This is a genomic window from Streptomyces sp. NPDC001852 (assembly GCF_042891825.1).
GTDB lineage: Bacteria > Actinomycetota > Actinomycetes > Streptomycetales > Streptomycetaceae > Streptomyces.
The window spans coordinates 1-21993 of the sequence record NZ_JBIATN010000057.1; the positions used below are offsets into that span (position 1 = coordinate 1).

At 66.5% G+C, this 21993-nt stretch carries 8 protein-coding genes; 2 read left to right on the forward strand and 6 right to left on the reverse strand.

What is annotated here, in order from left to right; translation table 11 throughout:
- Window positions 1–656: hypothetical protein (locus ACFYZB_RS44645; RefSeq protein WP_388767625.1), on the reverse strand; the 656-nt coding region annotated here is incomplete at its 3' end.
- 109 nt (window positions 657–765) lie between these two features.
- The gene (locus ACFYZB_RS44650; protein ID WP_388767626.1) at window positions 766–4995 is read right to left on the reverse strand and encodes an FG-GAP-like repeat-containing protein; all 4230 of its coding nucleotides are present in this window, start codon (window positions 4993–4995) and stop codon (window positions 766–768) included.
- Window positions 4996–6028: 1033 nt separating this feature from the next.
- Here ACFYZB_RS44650 and ACFYZB_RS44655 point away from each other — a divergent pair.
- Window positions 6029–12658, forward strand: coding sequence for a polymorphic toxin-type HINT domain-containing protein (locus ACFYZB_RS44655; protein WP_388767627.1), 6630 nt, complete (start codon window positions 6029–6031; stop codon window positions 12656–12658).
- A gap of 9 nt (window positions 12659–12667) precedes the next feature.
- Window positions 12668–12967 carry a hypothetical protein gene (locus tag ACFYZB_RS44660; protein ID WP_388767628.1) on the forward strand — a complete coding sequence of 100 codons (300 nt, stop codon included), beginning with the start codon at window positions 12668–12670 and terminating at the stop codon, window positions 12965–12967.
- A 693-nt stretch (window positions 12968–13660) separates the two neighbouring features.
- Here the strand turns inward: ACFYZB_RS44660 and ACFYZB_RS44665 are convergent.
- The 4 genes from ACFYZB_RS44665 to ACFYZB_RS44680 form a co-directional block, all read right to left on the reverse strand.
- Window positions 13661–15295, reverse strand: a complete 1635-nt coding sequence (locus ACFYZB_RS44665; RefSeq protein ID WP_388767629.1) for an NACHT domain-containing protein — start codon at window positions 15293–15295, stop codon at window positions 13661–13663.
- A gap of 22 nt (window positions 15296–15317) precedes the next feature.
- A complete protein-coding gene (locus ACFYZB_RS44670) occupies window positions 15318–15620 on the reverse strand; it encodes a hypothetical protein (RefSeq protein WP_388767631.1) in 303 nt (100 codons plus the stop codon).
- A 51-nt stretch (window positions 15621–15671) separates the two neighbouring features.
- A complete protein-coding gene (locus tag ACFYZB_RS44675) occupies window positions 15672–17027 on the reverse strand; it encodes a Helicase associated domain protein (protein WP_388767632.1) in 1356 nt (451 codons plus the stop codon).
- Window positions 17028–17160: 133 nt separating this feature from the next.
- Entirely contained in the window at window positions 17161–21849 is a 4689-nt protein-coding gene (locus ACFYZB_RS44680; RefSeq protein WP_388767634.1) for a hypothetical protein, read from the reverse strand.
- Between the last annotated feature and the right edge of the window lie 144 nt (window positions 21850–21993).

Sequence of the window (21993 nt, forward strand, 5' to 3'; positions counted from 1 at the left end):
TATCCGCCGGCGGTGAGCTGGGCGGCTGAGAAGGTCAGCGTGGTGCGGGACTCGGCGGGCGGCGCGAGCATGGGTAGCTTGACGTCGAGTGGGTAGTGGGCCGGCTGGCCTTGCATGAGCGGGTAGGGGTTGGAGTCCACTTCGGTGGCATGGCGCAGGTCGGGTTCGTTGACCGTGATCGCCGGGATGGGGCGTGTCGCCACGTAGAGGGTGTGGCCGGTTGCCCCGTCGATGAGTTCGGCTTGCATCTCAGCGCCGTAGGCGGGGTAGGTGGCGGAGATGTGCAGGGTGATGTCGCCGGCTTGTAGTGGGGCGCCGGGGATGCCGTTGTTGTTGCTGTCGGCCCGGTCCACGTCCACGTAGGTGGCGGTGGTGTTGCCGGTCACCGGGGTGGCGGGCAGCACGGTGCCGTTGGTGTCGGTGATGGTCAGGCCGGTGGTGCCGCCGGGGAAGTAGAGCCGGATGAAGGCGTCGGTGGCGGGCGGGTTGGTGACCGTCACGGTCATGTCGCCTGGAGTGCCGGCGATGTCGATGCTCTGCGGGAGGCTGGCGGTCACTGCAGGGCTGGTGTCGGCGATGGCGGGGCCGGTGGTGAGACCGGCGGCGATCGCGATGGCACTGATGAGGGCGGCGCGCATGCGTCGCTGGCTGGGCACGATGCTTCTCCTGAATCCTGCCGGGGGGCAGGGGGATGCTGGCGTTGGGGAGGCGCCCGGTGTGGGGGGCGATGACCTGTGGGGCCGGCTCCACACCGGGCGCTGCTGCCTACAGGCCTGTGGAGCGGAGGACGGGGGCGGCGAAGCCGCCGTCGCCGCTGGCGTCGGCCGTCAGCGTGAACAGAGCCGGGGCTTGAGCGACGTAGTCGTAGTAGAAGCCCAGGTCGTCTTTGCCGTCTCCGTTGAAGTCGCCTGCGACCAGGTACTGGCTGTTGGGCCCCCAGTCGGTGTTGGACCAGACGCTGCTGGGGGCGGCGCCTGCCTGCCCGTTGAGGGTGAAGATGGCGACGTCGTAACTATTGTTGGCGGTGTAGTTGTAGAAGAGTGCGATGTCGGTTTTGCCGTCGCCGTTGAAGTCGCCGGCCGCCATCCATTTGGTGTTGGGCCCCCAGTTCGTGCTCGACCAGATGGATGTGGGGTTACCGAGGCCGCCGTCGCCGTTGCTGTCGGCGGTCATGGTGAAGAGCCCTACATGGCCGTTGACGTCAGCGTATGCGTAGAAGAGGGCGATGTCGGTTTTGCCGTCGCCGTTGAAGTCGCCGGCTGCCATCATCTGGGTTCCGGGGCCGAAATAGGTGCTGGACCACGCAGAGACCGGTGTTGCGGCGAATCCGCCGTCACCGTTGGCGTGTGCCTGCAGCGTGAACACCGCGACGTGGCCGTTGACGTCAGCGTATGCGTAGAAGAGGGCGATGTCGGTTTTGCCGTCGCCGTTGAAGTCGCCGGCCGTCATCATCTGGGTTCCGGGACCGAAATTGGTGCTGTTCCAGATGGAGACCGGGGCTGCGAACCTGCCGTCCCCGGAGGCGTCGGCGGTGAGGGTCTGGATCTCATCGTGAGCGCCGTTGTTGTCGGTGTAGTTGTAGAAGAGTGCGATGTCGGTTTTGCCGTCGCCGTTGAAGTCGCCGGCTGCTGCGTAGATGTGGTTGGTGTTGGCACCGGCCAAGGGCCCGTCCCAGGCGAGGTAGGACTGCCCGAAACCGCCGTCGCCGTTGGCATCGGACGGTTCGACCTCGAGGGCGAGGTGGCCGCTGCCGTAGTCGTAGAGATGGGCGACGTCGCTTCTGCGGTCGCCGTTGAAGTCCCCGGCGAGCTGGGCGATCACATTGCCGTGATTGAACGCCGTGGTGGTGGTCGTGTCCAGGGCCTGGATCCCGGAAGCCTTCGCTTTCGCGTCGGACGTAGCGGCAAGCGCTGTCGGCGAGCTGCAGGGGATGAACGTCATCTCACCGGTGGTGGCGGCAACGCCCCACAGTTCAGGGCAGCCGCCCGGGCCGTTGTCTCCTGCGCTTGCCAGCATGCTGTAGTCGCTGGTGGAGAACCCGCTGGTGGCAAGGGTTTTTTTGGTGCTCGTAGGGGAGCCGGCCGGAACGTTGGCGTCGGTGGTCGTCCAGAGGTCCAGCTCGCCGGTGCTGTTGTCTCGCGACCAGAGCGCGGGGTAGCCGTTGACGACCCCCGCGTCGATGATGCTCTTGTTCTCCCAGCCGCTGGCGGAAATGACGGTGAAGGGGTTGTACGTGGCGGCCGTGGTGGTTGAGTGGTAGTAGCCGAGGGCGTCGCCCTGGATGGCCCACAGATCAGGACTGAGCCCTTGATTGTTCGGGTCCAGCCAGGCTCCGCTGCCGTTGACGTTGAGCGCGCCGGTTGCGACGACTTGTTGGTCTTGGAACCAGTCCTGCTGGGGAGTGGTTGTCCCGTCGACGCTGGCGATCGTGACATTGAGCGGCTGCGACGTCTGAGCGGATGGGTTGAAGGTGGAATCGTCTCCGCTGTCTCCGGTGCCGGGGTATACGGTGACGGCGCCGTCGGCGGTGCGGGCGAGCAGGTCTTGGTTGCCGGAGATGCCGGTGAACTGCCCGTGGGTGATCAGGGCCCCGTTCCAGTCGGAGGGCTTGCCGGTACCGCCCACGGTTCCCTTGTCGCCGATCTGCAAGGGCGCAGCCAGCGTGCCGTTGGGATTGTTGCTGGCGTCGGCGTTGCCTTCGTACAGCCACAGACCGGGGTTGGTTGAGGCGCCGACGCCGATGATGTCTGGCGCGCCGTCGTTGTTGTAGTCGCCGTCGGCGGATACCGCAGTGAGCGTGTACTGCGTCCACACATCCAGTTCTCCGACGGTGCCGGAGATGTTTCCTGCGGAGTCGATCGAGCGAACGTACAGGACGTTCAGTCCGGTGGACGGTGGAGTGAGGGTGGCTTGTGTCGGCGCGCTGCCGCCGGCGGCCGTGACCGTCAGGGGCGGATTGACAGTGGGCGGAGCGTATCCCCAGGAGTAGGCGTACTTGGCGACGTCGGTGCTGCCGTTGGGGTTAAAGGTGAAGTCGCCGGTACCCCCCGCGGTGCGCGCCGGATTGGTGGCGCCTGGCTGCTGGTCCGTGGTGGGGAAGACCGAAGAGGAGAGTACGGGCTGGTTGGGGGCGGTGACGTCCACAGTGAAATGACAGGTGGTCGTCGAGGAGTTGTCGATGCCGTCGTTGGCGTAGACGGTCCACGTGTACTGGCCCGAGCCGAGGGTGCCGATGTTCCAGGACAGTACGCCGCCGTTGGTGGTCGTCTGCGTGGGTATGGAGGAGGCGATCTGGGAGCCGTTGTAGTGGGAGTAGGCGAAATGTGCGGTGAGTGTCTGTCCGGGATCGGAGTCGGTGAGTTTGGCCTTCAGCGTGATGGCGGTGTTGCCGATGGTGGAGAAGGGCGCTGCGGCCGAGCAGGTGGTACCGGGGCTGGTGTAGGCGCTGGCCACCTGGGGAGCGGCGTTGAACAGCACGACCAGGGTGGGCGCGTAGGTGCCGCTGACGAAGAACCGCTTGAAGTAGTCGCTCCCGCTGCTGCTCTCGTCTCCGGTGAGAGCGAATGTGAGTGTGGCGCCGCGCTTGGCGCCGGTGACGGCGGACTTCACATTGAATCCGACACTGGGGTTGCTGCTGCTGGTGACCGGGCCCACTGAGTGGGTGTCCAAGGCGGATCCCAAGCTGGGCTTGTTGTTCCAGTCGGATCCGCTGCCGATCGTTGAACTCGCCAGGTGCGCACTCACGTCGGCGCTGAGTGAGCCGGATGCGGTTGCGGACTCCGTGGCCTTGAGAGTGGCGGAGGAGATGTCGGTTTTGTAGATCGTGCTCGAGAGGGTGAACTGGAGGTAGGTTTCTTCGATGCCGATGCAGCCGCTCCACCCGTTGTAGCCCACGCCGTCACCGGTGGGTTCGTAGGTGGTGTTGTCGTATGAGTTCGCTGAGGACGGGCAGCCCTGCTGTGCCTCGAAGTACCCGGGCTTCTTGCCGGTCCACGTATCCCAGTTCGGGTCTATGTACAGGGGATAGTGGGTGGACTTGCTGGTGAGCATGGCCCGGTCGGGCGTCAAGGCGATGGTGTGTCTTCCCACCACCCGGGCGGCGATGCGCGCGCGATGCGCTCCCGCGGCAGCCGTCACAGGGGAGGGCGCGGCGAGAGACTTCGTACGCGGTTCGGCCGACGCAGCAGTGCTGTGTGCGGTGGAGGAGTCCCACATGATCGGGGTGGGGGCGAAGAACACCGGCTGCCCGTGATTGTCGCGGGCGGTCAGGTTGTCGGCCTTGTCAGCGCTCAGGGAAAGCCCGGGGGCACTGGTGGCGAGGTTGAGCTTCGCCAGCGCAGGGTTGGCGGCAGCCTGAGCGCTCTTGACGACGAGGACTTCGCGGAAACCGCCCAGCTGGTCGGCTGTCACCTTGAGGTCCACACCCGCCATGACGTTCGCGTACGTCAGGGTGTCCCCGCTCGCTTCTGGCTTCGGCAGCGCCGTGGGCCAAGAGAGGGAGAACGTGCGTCCGTCGCTGATGACGGTGGCCAGCGGGGTGCGTCCTCCGCCCGACAGATAGAGGTCGGTCGCGACTGCAGCCGGGCTGTAGGTTCCGTTCGCGTTGGCATGGAGCGTCGTGTCGATGGGGATCCAGCGTCCCTGCCGGTACACCCTTACCGGCGCTGCGCTCTCGGTGAGGATGAGGCCGCCCTTGGGACTGGCTGCAATCTGCTGCGTCGCCGTGGTGAGCTGCGGTATGACGACAGGCTTGCCGGTCGCCTTCGCCCGGCGCTCTGCCGCGGTGGTCGGCGACGTCGACGACTTGGCGCGGTCACGCGCCGCAGGATGAGAGGTCGGGGACGCGGCCGCGGACGGCTGAGTGGGATGGGCGGGCGACGCAGTGGTGACTGCGTCGGCGGGCGCCGCCAGGCCGACGGCTGACAAGGCGGTGAGGGCAACCAGAGCGATGGCGCCTCTGAGCCGATGGCCCGTCGGTTGAGGTGGTGCGGTCACGACTCTCCGTTCGACGTCAGGAGGAGTACGGCCGCACGTGCCGCCCGACGGGCCCGTGAGGTCATGCCGCGAGTATCCGCATCGTGATACCGCGCTCTTCCCCGGACAGCCAGTTGGGCCCTTGGCGCCACCAGCATGCGCTGGCATCCCGATCGGTTGGCAGGCAAGCACGCATTCGGACGCGCCAAGCTGGTGCGGACGCCGTCCCCCCATCTCAGATGCATGCGTGTGTGCACGGTAAGCGTGATCAAACGGTTCCTCCACCACCGGCGAGAGGCGGAAGCCACCGTCTTCCAGCAGTAAATGACGATTTGACAGGTGTCACCTGGCAGCAACTTGACAGTTAAATAACCTCTTCATGGTGCACGTGAACATCGTGCGAACGTTGTGGCGCGAATTCGAAGCGTTTGAGACCTTTTTCGGCGCGTCATGTGCAAATAAAAAGTAACGACGCTTGGTGCGTTCATGGTGAGCGCTCTATGTTCTGCCGGACTTCTGTGATCTTCGAAGGGGTGGGGCAGTGGGCATCTGGAGTGGTCGCGGGCCCGTAGGTCACCGGATACGCAGGCTCCTGCCACCGATTCGGCGGCTGACTTCACAGGCTGCCTCGCTTGCCGTGATCGCGACGGCCGTCGCTGCGCCCGCTCAGGCCGCGACGACGACGGCGCCACCTGCCCCGCATACCTCAGCGGTGGCATCGGTCCCCGTCCACCGGGTGCCGAAGCACGTCGTGGCCCTGCGCGACCAGACGTCAAAGAACCGGTGGCGGCCGGCCCCTACGGCATGGCCCGCAGCCGCAACGGGCGTGGCCACGCTGGGCACCCCGGGAGGCAAGACCTCACCTGCGGCGTCGACACCAACCACGGCCGGTGCGCGGGCGGGAACCCTGCCGGTCTCGGTAGCTGCTACCGCGCCGGCGTCTGCGTCCTCGAAGAAGAGGAGCACTACCCGCGCGTCGGGGACCACGGGACAGATAGCTGTCCATGTGCTGGACCACGCCGCGGCGGCACGGGCGGGTGTCGACGGCGTGCTCATGACTGTCACGCCACGGGCGGTCACCGGCAGCGGCACGGTCTCGCTGTCCGTCAACTACGCCAAGTTCAAGGCCGCTTATGGCGGGAACTGGGCCTCGCGGCTGCGGCTGGTCCAAATGCCTGCGTGCGCACTGACCACACCGTCCCGGGCAGCGTGCCGCGTGCAAAGCCCCCTGCACGGCGCCAACAGCCCGCGCTCGAACACCGTCACCGGCATCGTCCGCCTTCCCTCCCGCGGGTCGGCATCTGCCCACAGCGCAACAACCGCCGCTCCCTCGGCGACGTCGGCGGCGCAGAGCACGATGGTTCTCGCCGCCACCTCCAGCACCTCCGGCGGTACCGGCGACTACTCGGCCACCCCCCTGCATCCTTCCGGCTCCTGGACGGCCGGCGGTTCCAGCGGCGACTTCACCTACTCCTACCCGATCACGGGCCCTCCCTCGGCGGGTGGCCTGGATCCGAAGCTGTCGCTCAACTACGACTCCCAGTCGGTCGACGGCGAAACCGCAGCCACCAGTAACCAGTCCTCCTGGATCGGGGACGGCTGGAGCATGTCCCCGGGCTCGGTCACACGCGCCTACATTCCCTGCGCCGACGACCCGGCCGGAACCGCACCCAAGGTGCAGGACAACTGCTGGCTGGGCCAGGTCCTGCACGTCACCTTCGGCTCCCAATCAGCCGACATCGTCCACGACACCTCCACGCCGACCGGGTGGCGGTTGTCCAACGACGAGAACGAGAAGGTCGAGCTCCTCACCGGCGGCAACAACGGCACCTACGACGGCGACTACTGGAAGATCACCACCACCGACGGCACGCAGTACTTCTTCGGCCTGAACCGCCTCCCGGGCTGGGCGACGGGCAATGCCACCACGAACTCTGCCTGGACCGTCCCCGTCTACGGCGCCCACAGCGGTGATCCCTGCTACAACGCCACCTTCTCGCAGGCCTCCTGCCTGCAGGCGTGGAGCTGGAACCTCGACTACGTCAAGGCCGCCAACGGCACCGCCGAGGCCTACTACTACAAAACGGAGACCAACTACTACGGCGCCGACAACGGCACCACCGGCGTCGCATACACCCGCGGGGGCTACCTCGACCACGTCGACTACGGCTTCACCGACGGGCACGCCTACAGCGCGAGCGCCCCGCAACGCATCCAGTTCACCGCCGGCGACCGCTGCGTGGCGAGCAGCTGTGATCCGATCTCGTCCAACACCGCCAACTGGCCCGACGTCCCCTACGACCTCAACTGTGCTCAGGGCGCCTCGTGCAGCATCCACGGTCCGTCGTTCTGGACGGAAGAGCGCCTGACCAAGATCACCACGGAGATCTATCAGAGCTCCGCATACGCCGCGGTCGACACCTACACGCTCAGCCAGTCCTTCCCCGACCCCGGGGACGGCACCACCCCAGCGCTCTGGCTGAACTCCATCACGCACACCGGCAACGAGGGCGGCTCCATCCAGCTGCCGGCGCTCACCTTCACCGGCGAGAAGCTGATCAACCGTGTCAACACCGGTGACGGCTACCCGGACATGGTCCACTACCGGATCTCCGGTATCACCACCGAGACCGGTGACCAGATCTCCGTCGCCTATTCCTCGCCGTCCTGCACACCGGTATCCGACCCGTCCACCAACACCGGCTTGTGCTATCCGGTGTACTGGGCGCTGCCCGGCCAGTCCACCCCGACGCTCGACTGGTTCAACAAGTTCGTCGTCACATCAGTCACCGACAACGACAGCACCGGCGGGTCGCCAGGCACGGTCAGCTCCTACAAGTACCTGGGCAATCCGGCGTGGCACTACGACGACAACGAGGTCGTCAAGGCCAAGTACCGCACCTGGAGCCAGTGGCGCGGCTACCCAGAAGTGCAGACCATGACCGGGTCGACCAGTGACGGACAGACCCTCACCGACACGCGGTTCTTCCAGGGCATGGACGGCGACACCCTGCCCGGCGGAAAGACCCGCAGCGTCAGCGTGACGCTTTCCTCTGACGTCACCGTCCCAGGCGCCCAGACCTCGACATCCGACAAGGACCAATTCGCCGGCCGACCCCGCGAGGCGATCAGCTACAACGGCGTGGGCGGCGACGTAGTGAGCGCCACCGTCAACGACTACTGGGTCAGCGCCCCGACCGCCACCCGCACCCGCAGTGGCCTGCCCGACCTGACCGCCAACATCGTCCGCGCATCCAACACCTACACCACCACCGCGATCACCTCCACCAGCCCGGAGACCTGGCGGTCAACGGAAGTCGACCAAGGCTACGACCCCACCACCGGCCTGCTGCTGTTCACCGACGACCACGGCGACATCTCCAAGCCCGCCCAGGAGACCTGCACCTCCCTGACGTACGCGCCGGCCAACACCACGGCCAACATCCTCGGCCTGGTCGCCGAGAGCGAAACCGACCAGGGAGCCTGCGCCACGGGCAACAGCCAGACCACCGACGGTCTCGGCTACCCCACCGCGGTCAACCGGCCCACCGACGTCATCTCCGACGTCCGCACCTTCTACGACACCAACCCCACCAGCTGGCCCGTCACCGTCCCGCCGTTCCCGCAGACCACCCCGCCGACCGCCGGCAAGCCCTCCATCGTGGAGAAGGCCAGCGGCTACAGCAACGGCGCCTTCACCTACCAGATCGCCGCCGCCTCCGCCTTCGACAGCTACGGCCGCGTCACCGATGCCTGGAACGGCCTCGGCAACGACGCTCACACCGACTACACCACCACGGCCGGCCTGACCACCAAGGTCACCACCACCGACCAACTCAGCCACGCCACCACCACGACCCTCGACCCCACACGCGCCTTGCCCACCACGGTGGTCGACCCCAACGGCGCCGAGACCGACACCACCTACGACGCACTCGGCCGGATAACCGCCATCTGGCTGCCCAACCGATCCAAGTCCACCCAGACCGCCAGCTACACCTACACCTACAACCTCTCCGCCACGGCCCCCACCGCCGTGACCACCAACACCCTGCTGGACAACGGCACCTACAGCGCCACCATCGACCTGTACGACGCCCTGCTGCGCCAACGCCAGACCCAGACACCCACGCCCAAGGGCGGCCGGCTGCTGACCGACAACTTCTACGACAGCCATGGCTGGCTCACCAAGGCCAACCAGGCCTACTGGGACGGCAGCAACACCCCCAGCACCACCCTGGACACGGCCACCACCGACAACGTCGTGCCCAACCAAGACGTCATCACCTTCGACGGCGACGGACGCCCCACACTTGACGTCTCCAAACACCTGAACAACACCGTCTCGCAGACCAAGACGATCTACGGCGGCGACCGCACCACCGTCATCCCCCCGACCGGCGGAAAGATCACGACCACGGTCACCGACGCCCGCGGGCGCACCACCGAGGTCGACAACTACACCACGGCGCCCACCGTGAACGGCGACCAAGTCACGGGCGGGACCTTCACCAAATCCCTCACCACCTACGACGCCTCCGGCAGCCACGGACAGATCTCGGCACTCACCTCCCCCAGCGGAGCCCAGCGCACCTTCAGCTACAACCTGCTGGGGGAGAAGAACCAGCAGGACGACCCGGACACCGGCACGACCCACTACACCTACGACGCGGACGGGCACCTGCAGTCCACCACGGACGCCAAGAACGCCACCCTCTACTACACCTACGACGCTCTCGGCCGCCCGACCGCCGTCTACAACGGCACCAGTACCAGCGCCCCGATCTCCGCATCCTGGGCCTATGACGACTCCTCGGTCCCGAACAGCATCGGCCGGCAGACCGCCGCCAGCAGCTACGACAGCAGCGGCAACCTGATCAGCACCACCGCGACCACCGGCTTCACCAAATCAGGCAAGCCCACCGGCACCAAGATCACCATTCCGATCAGCGTCACCGGGCTCGCCGGAAGCTACACCTACACCTACACCTACTCCTCCAACACCGAACTTCCCAAGAGCATCAGCTATCCGGCGGCTGGCAGCCTGCCCGCGGAGACCGTCAACGCCGGCTACAACTCCTACGATCTGCCCAACTCCGTCGGCGGACTGAACACCTACACCGGGTCCACCAGCTACGACGCCTACTCCCGGGTGCTCAGCACGACCCTCGGCCTGCGATCCACCTCGGCTGTCCTCGGCTACAGCTACGACGATCACACGGGCAACGTCACCGAGGTCAACACCCAGCGCTACACGGCACCGGCCACTGTCGACGACACCAAGTACACCTACGATCCGGTCGGCAACATCACCAGTTCCACCGACAGCCAGAACAACGGGACCACCGTCGACACCCAGTGCTACCAATACGACGGCCTTGACCGGCTCACACAAGCCTGGACCGCCACCGACCAGTGCGCCGCATCGCCTACGACCAGCGGTTCCAACCCCAATGTCGGCGGTCCGAATCCGTACTGGACCAACTGGACGTTCACCGACGACGGCAACCGCAAAACTCAAGTCCAACACGCCGTCGGCGGCTCAGGCGGCGACACAAGCACCACCTACAGCTACGGGCAGTCTGCCGACCCCACGAAGCAGCCCGACACGCTGACCGGCACCACCACCACCCTGCCCGACGGCACCCAGACCGGCGCCACCTACGGCTACGACGCGGACGGCAACACCACCACCCGCACAATCACCACGTCCGGCACCGACACCCTCACCTGGGACAACAACGGCAAACTCACGTCCCTGAAGTCCACCGGACAAACCAATCCGAGCCAGTACCAGTACGACCCGCACGGCAATCTGCTCATCCAGACCGACCCCACCGGCAAGAAGACCCTCTATCTGCCGGACCAGGACGTCACCTACGACCCCAGCACCAGCAGCGTCAGCGGAACCCGATACATCCCCCTCCCCGGCGGAACCACCTGCGTTCGCTACGGCTCCGGAACCAGCTACAGCTTCCAGACCAGCAACTACCAGAGCACGAGCTCTCTCGCACTCGACCAAACCGCCCAAACTCCCACCTTCCGTTCCTTCGACGCCTACGGGAACCCGCGCGGCACCCAACCAACCACCTGGTACGGAAACAAGGGATTCGTCGGCGGCACCAAAGACCCCACAACCAACCTCACCAACCTCGGCGCCCGCGAGTACGACCCCACAATCGGACGCTTCATCAGCGCCGACCCCTACCTGGAAGCCAACGACCCGAACCAAATCGGCGGCTACGCGTACGCCGGCGACAACCCGGTCAGCCACTCCGACCCCACCGGTCTGTGCCCTGCCGACCTGTGCGGTGTCGGCACCCCGAAGGGCGACGGCTCCGGCCAGATCATCACAGATGGTCCAATCGACCCGGAGAACCCCAGCGCCGGCAGCTGCCACCACGGCTCCTGCAGCAGCGGCACAGCGCACGGAAGCGGTGGCGGCTACGGTGGTGGTGGTGGTGGCGGCGGTGGTGGTGGCGGCGGTCACGACGACTGCGGCTGGAACCCGGTCTGCTACGCCAAGCAGGCTGGCGGCTACCTGTGGGACCACAAGGCACAGATCGCCGGTATGGTCGTCGGAGGTGTCGCAGGCGGAGTGTGCTACGCGGCCTCCGGCGCCACAGCGGAAGAAGGCGTCGGGTTCGCCCTTGCCACCCAGTGCGGGGCCTTCGCGGGAGCCGCCAGCAGCTTCACCGAAAACGCACTGAACCCGCACGGCGACCACTCGGCAGCCGGTACCGCCAGCGCCATTGTCAGCGGCGGCGTCGTCGGTGGCGCTACCGGCGGACTTGCCGAGGGAGCCGGGCAATTCCTGGCCTCCCGCTTCGACGACGGAACCCTGGCCAACTCCCTCGGCAAGCTGTTGAGCGGCTCCGGCGGATGCAATTCCTTCACGGCCACGACAGTGGTTGAGATGGCCAACGGCGCCAAGAAGGCGATCAGCGCCGTCACCACTGGTCAGACAGTTCTCGCCAGCGACCCGCTCACCGGGAAGACCAAGCCGGAAAAAGTCACCGCCACCATCGTCACCAAGGGTGATACCGACTTCACCGACCTGACCGTCCACACGGTCCACGGCGACAGCACGATCACCTCGACTCAGCACCACCCCTATTGGGACATCACCCGTCACCGCTGGGTCAACGCCGGTGACCTCCACATCGGCGACCACCTACGTGGCACGCACGGCGGCACCGTGACGGTGGCCACGGTCCGCAACTACACCACCCACCTCCCGACGTACAACCTCACGGTCAACGAACTCCACACATACTATGTACTCGCAGGTGCCACGCCGGTCCTGGTTCACAATTGTCCCTCCGGGCCGGATCCCAACGGAAATATTGTTTACCGGGCCCTTGCCCAGGGCGAGGATCATTCGGTGGGACTGAGGGCACGGGATCCCAGCAATGCTGGCGTGTCGCCACTGTCACACGTTGCCGGAAAGAAGATGACGCCCTGGATATCCACAACCAAGAATCCAGCCATCGCCTTTGGGAAATATAATCAAGGCAATGGGGTGGTGGCAATCGATCTGCGCCGAATTCCGTTTAGTTATGTGGATATTTCCGATGGCCCTTTCCCGTCAAGTCCGAGGCATAGCGCTTATGCCAGGAAGGACTCTGAGGTGCTAATCTGGCAGAATGTGCCAGCGGAAGCGATCGTTGGGTACTGGCCGTAGGAGGTTGTCTTGGAAGAGTTGCTGGAGCTGCTAGATGCGGCCTGGGACGATGAATCGGGATTCCTTGGAAAGCTTCGATCTGGACAGTTCGATCTGGATGCTGGCGAGGCTTACGTGGCGCTGCTTTCGCAGATCCCACAGCCTGGGGAGATGATCGAGTCGAGACTCGTGCAGCTCATCTGGTTCGCTCCAATGTTTATTGAGTGGCAGATGGAAAGGGCCGCTCACGGAGCTGACGAGACCAGGCAGCTAACCCGCATCGCTACCCAGGTCCACGAAGCGGTGGCAAATGTTCTCGGAACTCCGTGATCATGCCGCCTGTGTGAGTCGTAGGTTTCCTTGTGGTGATAGGTCTCCGGCATCCGTCTATTCGTGGTGAAGGAAGACTTATCTGACACGTGGAAAGCAGCCCCATCGGAATTTCCAGTGGGGCTGCTGTGATTTGCGAGGTTTAGTTGTGGTGGCGGGTCGCTTGAGCTGTCGTGTTGGGGTTTGCCTGATATAGAGGAATGACGCATGCGCACGGCTCGGCTGCGGAGGTGCCGGAGCTGCTGTGGGCGCTGCGTTCCCCGGAGGCGGAGGAACGCCGCAAGGCCTCGGCCGCTTCTGGGGTGCGGTTCACCATCAGGGCAGCGTGTACCCACCCACGGCAGCCGGCCTGCCCTTCCTGTGCGAGCTGGCCGCCGACGGCGCCACGCCCGACCGGGCCGCCATTGTCGCGCTGCTGGTCAGCATCGGCCGGGAGTCCCTCGACCGGGGCTTCGAGGACGACGGCACCGAGATCGAGTACTACCCCCGATGGGCTAGGCGCAGGCCGTCGCCTTCCTGCGGGAGCGGGGCGCGCAGTTCGCCGAACTCGCCCGTGACCTCGACCCGGACGTGCGTCTGGCCGCGATCCCCAGGCTCGGGCTCTTCCTCGACGACGCCGACCAGGCCGCTGCGGTGCTGCGCGAGCGGCTGGCCGCTGAGCGCGGCATCGCAGTGCGGCTGGGGACTGGTTGGTCATGGTTGGTGTTCTGCGAGGTGGCGGAATTGGTAGACCGCTCCTGCCTGCCGTAGCACGCCTCGCCGCTCGTGGGCGTCGGCCAGGAAACTCATGAAACGCCAGGGCACACGCCCCGCTGCCGCAAGTGTGATGCGCGCCAGCAGGAACTGCATCCACACCGACCGGGCGAGTGCGAGCATGAGGCCGACCGGGAGCCCGAGCCCGATCGCGTACGTGATCGCGTCTTCAAATACGAGTCCGAGGTCGGTGCCGAACCCGAAGGGGAGCGCGAGCGCGGTCACGAGGACAACCGTGAGCGCGGCCGTGATTCCGCCTGCGAGTGTGAGCACCGAGAAGGTGCGCCGGTCCTGTGCCAGGACCGTGCCTGGTCCCACTGCTTTTTCCAGGTCGGGGTGCACGGATCTGAGCCCACCCAGCAGCCCGAACGGGAGCCCGCCCATGAGCCCGAGCAGGAGCGCCATCCGGGGCCTGCCGACAATCCCGTACACGATCCCGAACAAGAGCCCGAAGACGAGCCACAGGGGGAGCCCCCAGGTGAGCCAGGATTTCCTTCGCCAGCTCCAGCGGATTCCCGAACTCGGGCGGTCTCGTGCGGACGAGGTGATCACTGCAGTCGCTGCTGCGGACAAGAGCCCCGCCACGAGCCCGAACGTGACCCCGACCTCGCTCCCGAGCCCGCTCAGGAGACCGACCGCGAGCCCGGCGATGAGCCCGGCCGCGAGCACTATGAGCGCCCGTCCGTGGGGGAGAGCGCGGGGCAGTTGCCACCAGGCGAGGTTGGGAGTGCCGCCGAGGTTGTGTTGGAGGTGGTGGGCGAGGAAGTCGAGGGTGTGCTGGGCTTTTTGGGCGTTCCAGGGTGTGGGCTGGTCGGGGTGGGGGCGGTAGGCGGCGGGGATGAAGGCGGTGAACAGGTGGGTGTCGATGTGCTGGCGGGTGGGGAAGCGGGTTTGGTCGAGGAGTTCGTCGGGGTTGGGGAGAGCGGGGAGTTGTTCGTCGGGGCGGGGGTTGTAGATGGTGCGGGCCAGGAACAGTCCAAGCGGAGTGTTGAGCGCCTCGGACAGGGGGGTGCCGGTGCCCGGTGATTCGCCGACTCGACTCCAGCGAGCTGCGGCTTTCCTATCAGGACTTCCGGCGTCCCGCTGCAGGTAGGCGGCTGCTTTCGTGGGGTCCAGGGGGAGCAGGCGGATGCCCGCGGCTCCGTTCAATAGCAGGGTGGTCCCGATGGGGGTGGTGAGGGCGTTGCGATATTCGGCGGTGCGGCTGGAGACCACGAGCGGCTGCCCGGATGGCAGCGTCTGGTTGATGGCGTACAGGGCCTGAGTGGCTAGGGCATGGGGGAGTTCGTCCAGGCCGTCGAGGATGGGCAGGATCAGCCTCTGCTCGAGCAGGGCGCGTGCTTGGGTACTGGTACCGGCCTGCGGGGCAAGGGCCGGGGCAGGGGTGCGTAGAGCGGGGTGGTCCTGGGCGAGTTCGTGGGCCATCCATGTGTACAGGTCCTGCTGGAGGGGGTCCCAGGAAGCGAGAGGGAACAGCACCGGGACCGGGCCGCCAGGCAGGCGGCGTTCCAGCATGCCCAGCAGGAGCCGGATGAGCAGCATCGTCTTGCCGGCCCCCGGCTCGCCGAGGACCACCAGGCGGTGGGTGGGGACGCTCTCATTCGACCGACAGCGGGAAGGGGTCGTTGAGACGACGTACCCGTGCTTCGGCTTCCCACTGCCGGCGCACGCCTTGGGCGAGCTGATCGGCGACGTCCTCCAGGCGGGCAGACGCTGGCTCTTTCTTGCCGAGGCGGACCGCGGCGATCAGCGCGGTGGGTAGCCCCAGCAGACCGGTGAGCTCGGGGAGGATGGCACGAAGATCGGGGGTGTGGTGGTGGCCGTGGGTGTTGTACCACCAGACGCCCGCCACGACCCAAACCACATAGAGAGGTCCGACCCACTTCAGTGCACGTCTCACACGGTGATCATGCGGCATTCCGGACGGCAACCCCTGGATTTGACCGAGCGGCTATGTCCAGCGCATTCCGATCGCCGACAGTTGCTCGACGCGTTCGAGGGAGAGCGTGGCAGTCCGCGAGCGCTGGTTGCTGATCCATGCTCCGAGCTTGATCTCCCGCTGTTCCTGGTTCTCGCCGACGGTGATCCGTTCGATGTGTTTGCGGGGTACGCGTAGGTGTCCTTCGCGTTCGTAGAACTGCTTTGCGGCCGCGTAGTTGAGGGCCCATTTGCCGGCCTGGCTACGGCGCGGCTTGGGCTTCTCGTCCTCGCTCACGGGCTCGATCCCCAGGACGTGTTCGCACATCCACTGCTGCACGGTGGTGAGCTTGTCCCAGCCGAGCCGCACCGAGCGCACCCACCGCCCGAGGTCCTCGCCCTGGTGCACAACGTCGCCCGGCTCGGGCAGCTCGCCGCCCTGCTCCAGGTGCTGCCGCGTGAGGTGGAAGGCCCTCTGCCACTCCACCGGCCAGGTAGGGCACCACGACGGGTCGATCTCCTCCAGCTGCTCGCGCCGCTCCTGCGACAGCGTGCCGGCCGCCGACTGCGCCGGCAGGCCGTCGGCACGCCGCTGCTCGATCTCCTGCGCCTTCCGGGCGGCGGCCCGCGCGTTCTTCAGCCAGATGCCCACCTTGTAGCCCTGGTAGGTGGCGTCCAGCGGCGCGAGCAGGTGCCCGTTCTGCGCGGCCCACCCGCGCGCGGCGGCGAGTCCTTCCTCCCATGCGACGTCGTAGTGCGACCAGACCATGCCCAGCTTCTCCAGCCGCGCCACGCGGTCTTTGTCCATGCTCCCGCGGGCGTAAAAGCGGCGGGCGTCGGCGACCCACTGCCCGAGTGGGAAGGAGGCGAGGGAAGCCGGCCATCCCTGGGCTTGCGTCTCCTGGCTGTCGCCGGTGGGTACGCGGTAGGTGAACGGCACGCGCAGGTCGCCGTGGAGCCGGTGGTAGAGGGCGGCGGCTTCGATGCCGCGTCGCCAGTGGGTGTGTTCGGGGTTGAGGACGCGGAGGCTGATGAACGCGGCGAGCTGTGCGGGGTCGCGTGGGGTGCTGAATTTCAGTAGCGCTCGTGCCGGTAGGGAGAGTCGGTCGCTTGGGTCGCTCCGGGCTTCGCTGTCCTGGCCGCCGGCGCGGGTCTGTACGCCTCTGACGCGGCTTGGGGCCTGCTGCTGCGCCAGAGCCTCCACGACCCTGGCGTCGTGCGCCCTGAGCGCCTCCAGCAGCTTTGCCAACCCGCCGAACGCTCTGCTGGTGAGCATGTTGTCTGCTGTCTCGCCCGGCCCGAGCAGTACCGGCACGACCAGGCTGGCCACCTTGCCCTCGCCCGGCTGCATGCGCAGCGCCCGGCCCACGGCCTGGACGAGGTCAGGCATGGAACCGCGCACGTCGGCCCAGTAGACGGAGTCGCAGTTCTTGGTGTCGATTATCTAGTGCTGGTGAAGTGATGGGCATGTTTGGCGTGGTTCAGGGGCGGCTTTCGGGAGGGTGCGGGGTGCTTTGGAGCTGTTACCGGAAGATCTGCTCGATGCCGAAGACGAGGCTGTGGGCTTGGGGCCATCCGGCGTCGATGAAGGCGTCGCAGATCTGCCGTAGGGCGGTGAGGTTGTCCGGGTTGTGGAGGAGGCTGCGGTGGTCGGCGAGGATGCGTTCCACGAAGGTGACGCAGGTTCCCACGCCGAGGGCGTCCGCGGTGTAGCCGCTTTGTGCTCCTACCTGGGTCACGATGTCGCGGACGGTCAGGAGCGTCTGCTGCGGGCGCTGGTCGATCATGCGCTCACACATCTCGACGAGGTGGTGGGCGACGCCCGCGACTGGGGTCGCCGCAAGGAGCTTGATCAGTGGCTCGGCTTCGTCGACGAGTCTGACTTCCGGCTCGATCGGGGGCTTGCTGTCGGTGCCGCCGCTGGCGAAGTAGATCTGTGACGCGATGTTGTCGAGGAGCCTGAGGGTGTTTTTGAGTTGCTCACGCTCGGCGTCGGTTGAGGTCTGATGCTGGCTCAGAGCGTGGCGGGTTTCGGTGAGGGCTGGTTCGGCGAGTTGCTGCATGAGCTGGAGAGCACGTTGGCGGACAGCCTCGTTGCCGTGGGTGAGTGCTCCGGAGATGCGTAGTTGGTGGAGGCAGCCGGCCCAGGTGCTGTCGTCCAGCCAGCGGGTGATCATGCTGGTGAGGGCGGCGCCTGCTTCGGGTGTTGCGTGGTGGACCCACAGGAGTCCGGCGGCGGTGGCGCAGGCGGAGGCGGCGGTCTCGCGGCCAGGGTGCGGTGTCGCGCGTCCCATGACCGTGGTCAGGATGGAAGCGCCGCGTTGACGGTCGCTCATGCAGAAACAGGCCGTGGTGACTGCGGCGGCGAGCACGGCGTCGTCGGAGTCCTGCGTGGCGAGGCGCTCGAGGATCTCCCACGCCGTGTCGGTGTCGCTGACTGCTATGCGCGGGGTGAGTCGGGCCACTGTGTGCCTGATGGCTCCCACGGGGTCTGCCGCCAGTGCGAGCAGTGCTCGCGCGACTTCGGGGCTGTACTGCTCCGGCACGCTGGCGAGTTGGCCGAGGCCGCGAGCCGCATCGGCTCGGGGGCCCTGGGGGAGGAGCAGGTCGTAGTTGGCGTTCTCCGGGGTGGGTTCGGGCCGAGGGCTCGTTGTCGATACAAGAAGGAGGGTACGCGCGTGGGTCAAGGATGCCGGCGGCGTCTGTGTGCTGCGGGTCCAGATCTCCGCAGCCCGGGCGAGAGCGTCCTCCGCCTGCGCGCGCATGGGGGAGGACTGCGTCTGCTTCAGGGCTGCTTCCAGATTGGTGGCAGTGTGCTCGGCGGATGCGGTGTCTTCCGGTGTGGCGGTGCCGTTGAGATAGGTGCTCGCGAAGCTGCTCAGGGCTGCGATGAGCTTGCGTAGTTCGGCTTCCGCAGGGTCTTCCTCCTTGGTCTCGGTTGGCTCCGCAGCAGGCCACGGCAGGTGCCCTGCGGCGGCTTCGGTGTCCCGTGCGTTCTTGTCCGCTGCCAGTGATGGATCGGTGACGTGTTCCACGGAGAGCGCGTCGACGAGCATCTGGTACCGGCGGGCCTGCTCCTGGCTCCCCTCCTCCTGGGAGGCGTCTGGCTTGAGCGAGAGGATCGCTGCCTCCAGGCTGGCAGCTTCGGCAGGTGCGAGGGTGGGGTGCAGCTTGCTGATCAGCTCGCAGGCGGGACCGAGCAGATCCGGGATGAGCAACTGCGTCACGACGTCGGCCGGGTCGCTGACCAGGGAAGCTGCCAGGGCTGGGTTGGCGGCAGCTGCGCGTAGGGTGCGTCGCCATACAACACCCGCTTGGGGTGCCGAGGTGAGCGCCTCGCTCAGCGCCTGCGCCTCGGTTGCGGTGGCAGCGGAGGCGAAGTCCTGATAGGTGCCGAGTAGGGCCGCCGGGTCATTATGGGCGTAGCTGGAGCCGAAGTCCCATGCGCGTGAGTCGTCTTTGATGACCACGAACGTGCGGTCCCCCAGGACAGCCGAATGCTTGGGTAGATCTTGGCCAGTGCTTGTCAAGCGGGTGAGAATCGCCAGGGCACGAGGGAGGTCCGAGCGCAGGACGGTGGGGAAGTATTCGACCAGGGGGTACTTGGCAGAATCGAAGTCCTGTCGGCGATTGGACACGAGGGTCAACACGGAGCCGCTGCCCATCTGGGTGTCGGCCGAGGACGTCTCGGTGTGGCTCAGCACGGCCACGTAGAGGTCTTCTATGAGGCCCGGCAGGAGATCCAGCAGCTCTGAGACCTTGCTGGTCATGGAGAGAAGGTCGTTGTAGCCGCGCTCTTCGAGCTGGGGCGGCTCCACAGCGCGCCTGAGTAGTGTCTCGGTCGCGGTCAGGTCACCCGCTGCCGTTTGGATCACAGCGGTGATGGCCAGCCGTGAAGCGGGGGCTGGAGGCTGGGTCCACAGGTACTCCAGCAGGCGCCGCGCCGCCAACGCGCAGAGCCGCAGCTGCTGTTCGTCCAGCATCGCCCGATGGGAGGCCAGGTCGGTCACCAGGACACCCAGCGCCGTGAGGAATCGGGCAGGTGTCCGGCCGAGACGCTCAGCGACCTCGGTCCAGACACCTGGATGCTGGAGGCGGCTTTCCTTCAGCTTGAGGGAGACAGCGACGGCGATCGCTGCGAGTATCCGCTTCGCTCCCTCCTCGGCGCCCGGATCCGGTGCGAGCAGCGGCTCCAGGTCAGTCGCCTGATCGCAGTCATCCGTGACGACGTCTGCGATTGCTGTGGCTGCCATCCCGGGGGAGGGCAGTGCCATCAAGGCCAGAGCCAGCGCCCAGAACACGCCGGGACCTTGCGCCCAGGCCGTCCGGAGGTACATGTCGATGCTGGGGCGGGCGAAGAGCAACAGGTCGGGGTCGGCGTCCAGTCTCTCCTGCAGCCCGTCGGGGGAGTGGGAGAGGTAGGTGACGGCAACGGCGTAGTCGAACAGCACGTGGTGCGCGAATTGCAGTGGACCGTTGGCCGTGGGGCCCATGATCGTCGGGGCTTGTGTGAGGACGGAGCTGGAAAGGAGGGCCCGCAGGACGTCTGACGCTGCGGTGTCACCCGCCAAAATCTTCTGCGAGGGCACGGCAAGTCGTCTCTCCTGTACTGCGGCTGCGCACAGGCGGCCGAGGAAGGCCGCTTTCGCGATGCCTTCGGTTCCCCGGGTGACGCGTGCCTCCCAGTAGCGCTCCAGCAGGCCCAACCTGCTGCCGATAGTGCGTAGCTGCGTTGTTGGTGCGCCGTCCAGCAGGAGTTCGGCAGCCAGGCGCAGGTTGAACGGGTTGCGCATCAGCTGTCGCTGCTGGTCGGAAGCCTGGCTCAGAAAGTCACGCAAGGCGGGGAAGACGTCGGTGACCTGGGCGACCTCTTCGTCCGTCAGATCACCCACTTGTACTGCCTCGCCTGGAAAGAGGGCACGCAGCTGGGGGGAGTGCTGTAGATCCCAGGTGCGGATGGAGGCGACCACCTGCCAGTTCGGCAGCCGACGGCTCACATCCGCGATGATTGACCGCCACAGCTCGGTGGAGGCATCGACTCGTGCGGCATCCAGGGCATCGATCGCCAAGAGCCCGGTGCTACCGGGCTGCCACTGCTCGAGAACGTCGACAAGCGGATGCTGCAGCCCGAGTTCTGCTTGGAGCATGCCAGCACTCCGGGCATCCACGCCGGCTACCGACAGGAGAAGTACAGGCCGGCCTTCTGCACTGGCTTGCCGGGCCAACTCGTGCACGACCACGGTCTTCCCTGCACCCGGCCCGCCGGCCACGAGGATCGAGCCCTCCTGGGTCCTCGCTCCGATGCCTGTGACCGTGCGCGCAATGGCCACGGGCCCCTGCGGTGTGGGGACGGTAGTGAGGCCATGGCCCAACTGGTCGAGGGTGTCGTGCGTGCTCCTGGCCAGGCGCTGGACATCTGAGGTGAAGTCTCGGACGGTGGCCAGCGCGATGCCAGCCGATGACAGCGACTGCTGCAGTTGCCTCATATCGGCACCGGAATGCTGGATGGCCAACTGTGCGCAGGCGCCGAGCAGTACGTGCCACGCCGCGTCCGCTTGGGCAGGATCAGTGATCACGGACGTGCGCAGTGTCTGGAGGGCCTCCCGTTCTTCCAGGCCGCCCTGTTCGACGTCGAGGACCCATACGTGGCAATGGACGAGGAACCCCCTCAGTTCCGCAGCCGAGGGAGTGCCGCCGCGCTGCTTTGCCCACTCCCGGGTCGTGTGAGCGACGAACTTGTTGTAGGCGTCAGTCTGGTCGCTGTTGAAAGCGAGCGACGTCACGTCCCGCTCGGCGGGAGCGTTACGGAGACGGTCAAGAACTTGCTCGAGGTCGTTCCGCACCGGTTTTGAGGCGTCGCGGGAGGTGACGAGGACCAGCCGGTCCTGTTCATGGCCTGGCATGAGGTGCTGCTGAACGAACTGCGCGACGGTCTTACTGAGTTCACTCTCCTCCGACTGAGACAGCGTAATTGATCGCTTAGCTTGGAGCGCCAGTGTCCGCCCGTCGGAGGTGTGCACTCGGCAGTCGTCGACGGGTTCGCCGGTTTCGCAGGCGATCCGCTCCACAGTTCCGGTCCACAGCCCCTGGACGCCCGGAGATGCGGAGCCCGCTACAGCGGCGACAGCCAGCCAGGCGGCCACGCGATGCTGGTAGTCGAAGCCGCCCGCGCCCGCACTGCCCCCGGCGTCTGCCCGTGCTGCCTCACTCACCGCGGCTCTCCTCGCTCACGCCGACCTGCAGTGCTTGTTCGACTCAGGCGCGGATTATCTCTCTGTGGGGTGGTTGGTGTGGCATGTTCGGTGTGGTTCCCACCTGGTCGTGTGGCCGTCTGACGGTCCGTGCCTCGGTGCCCG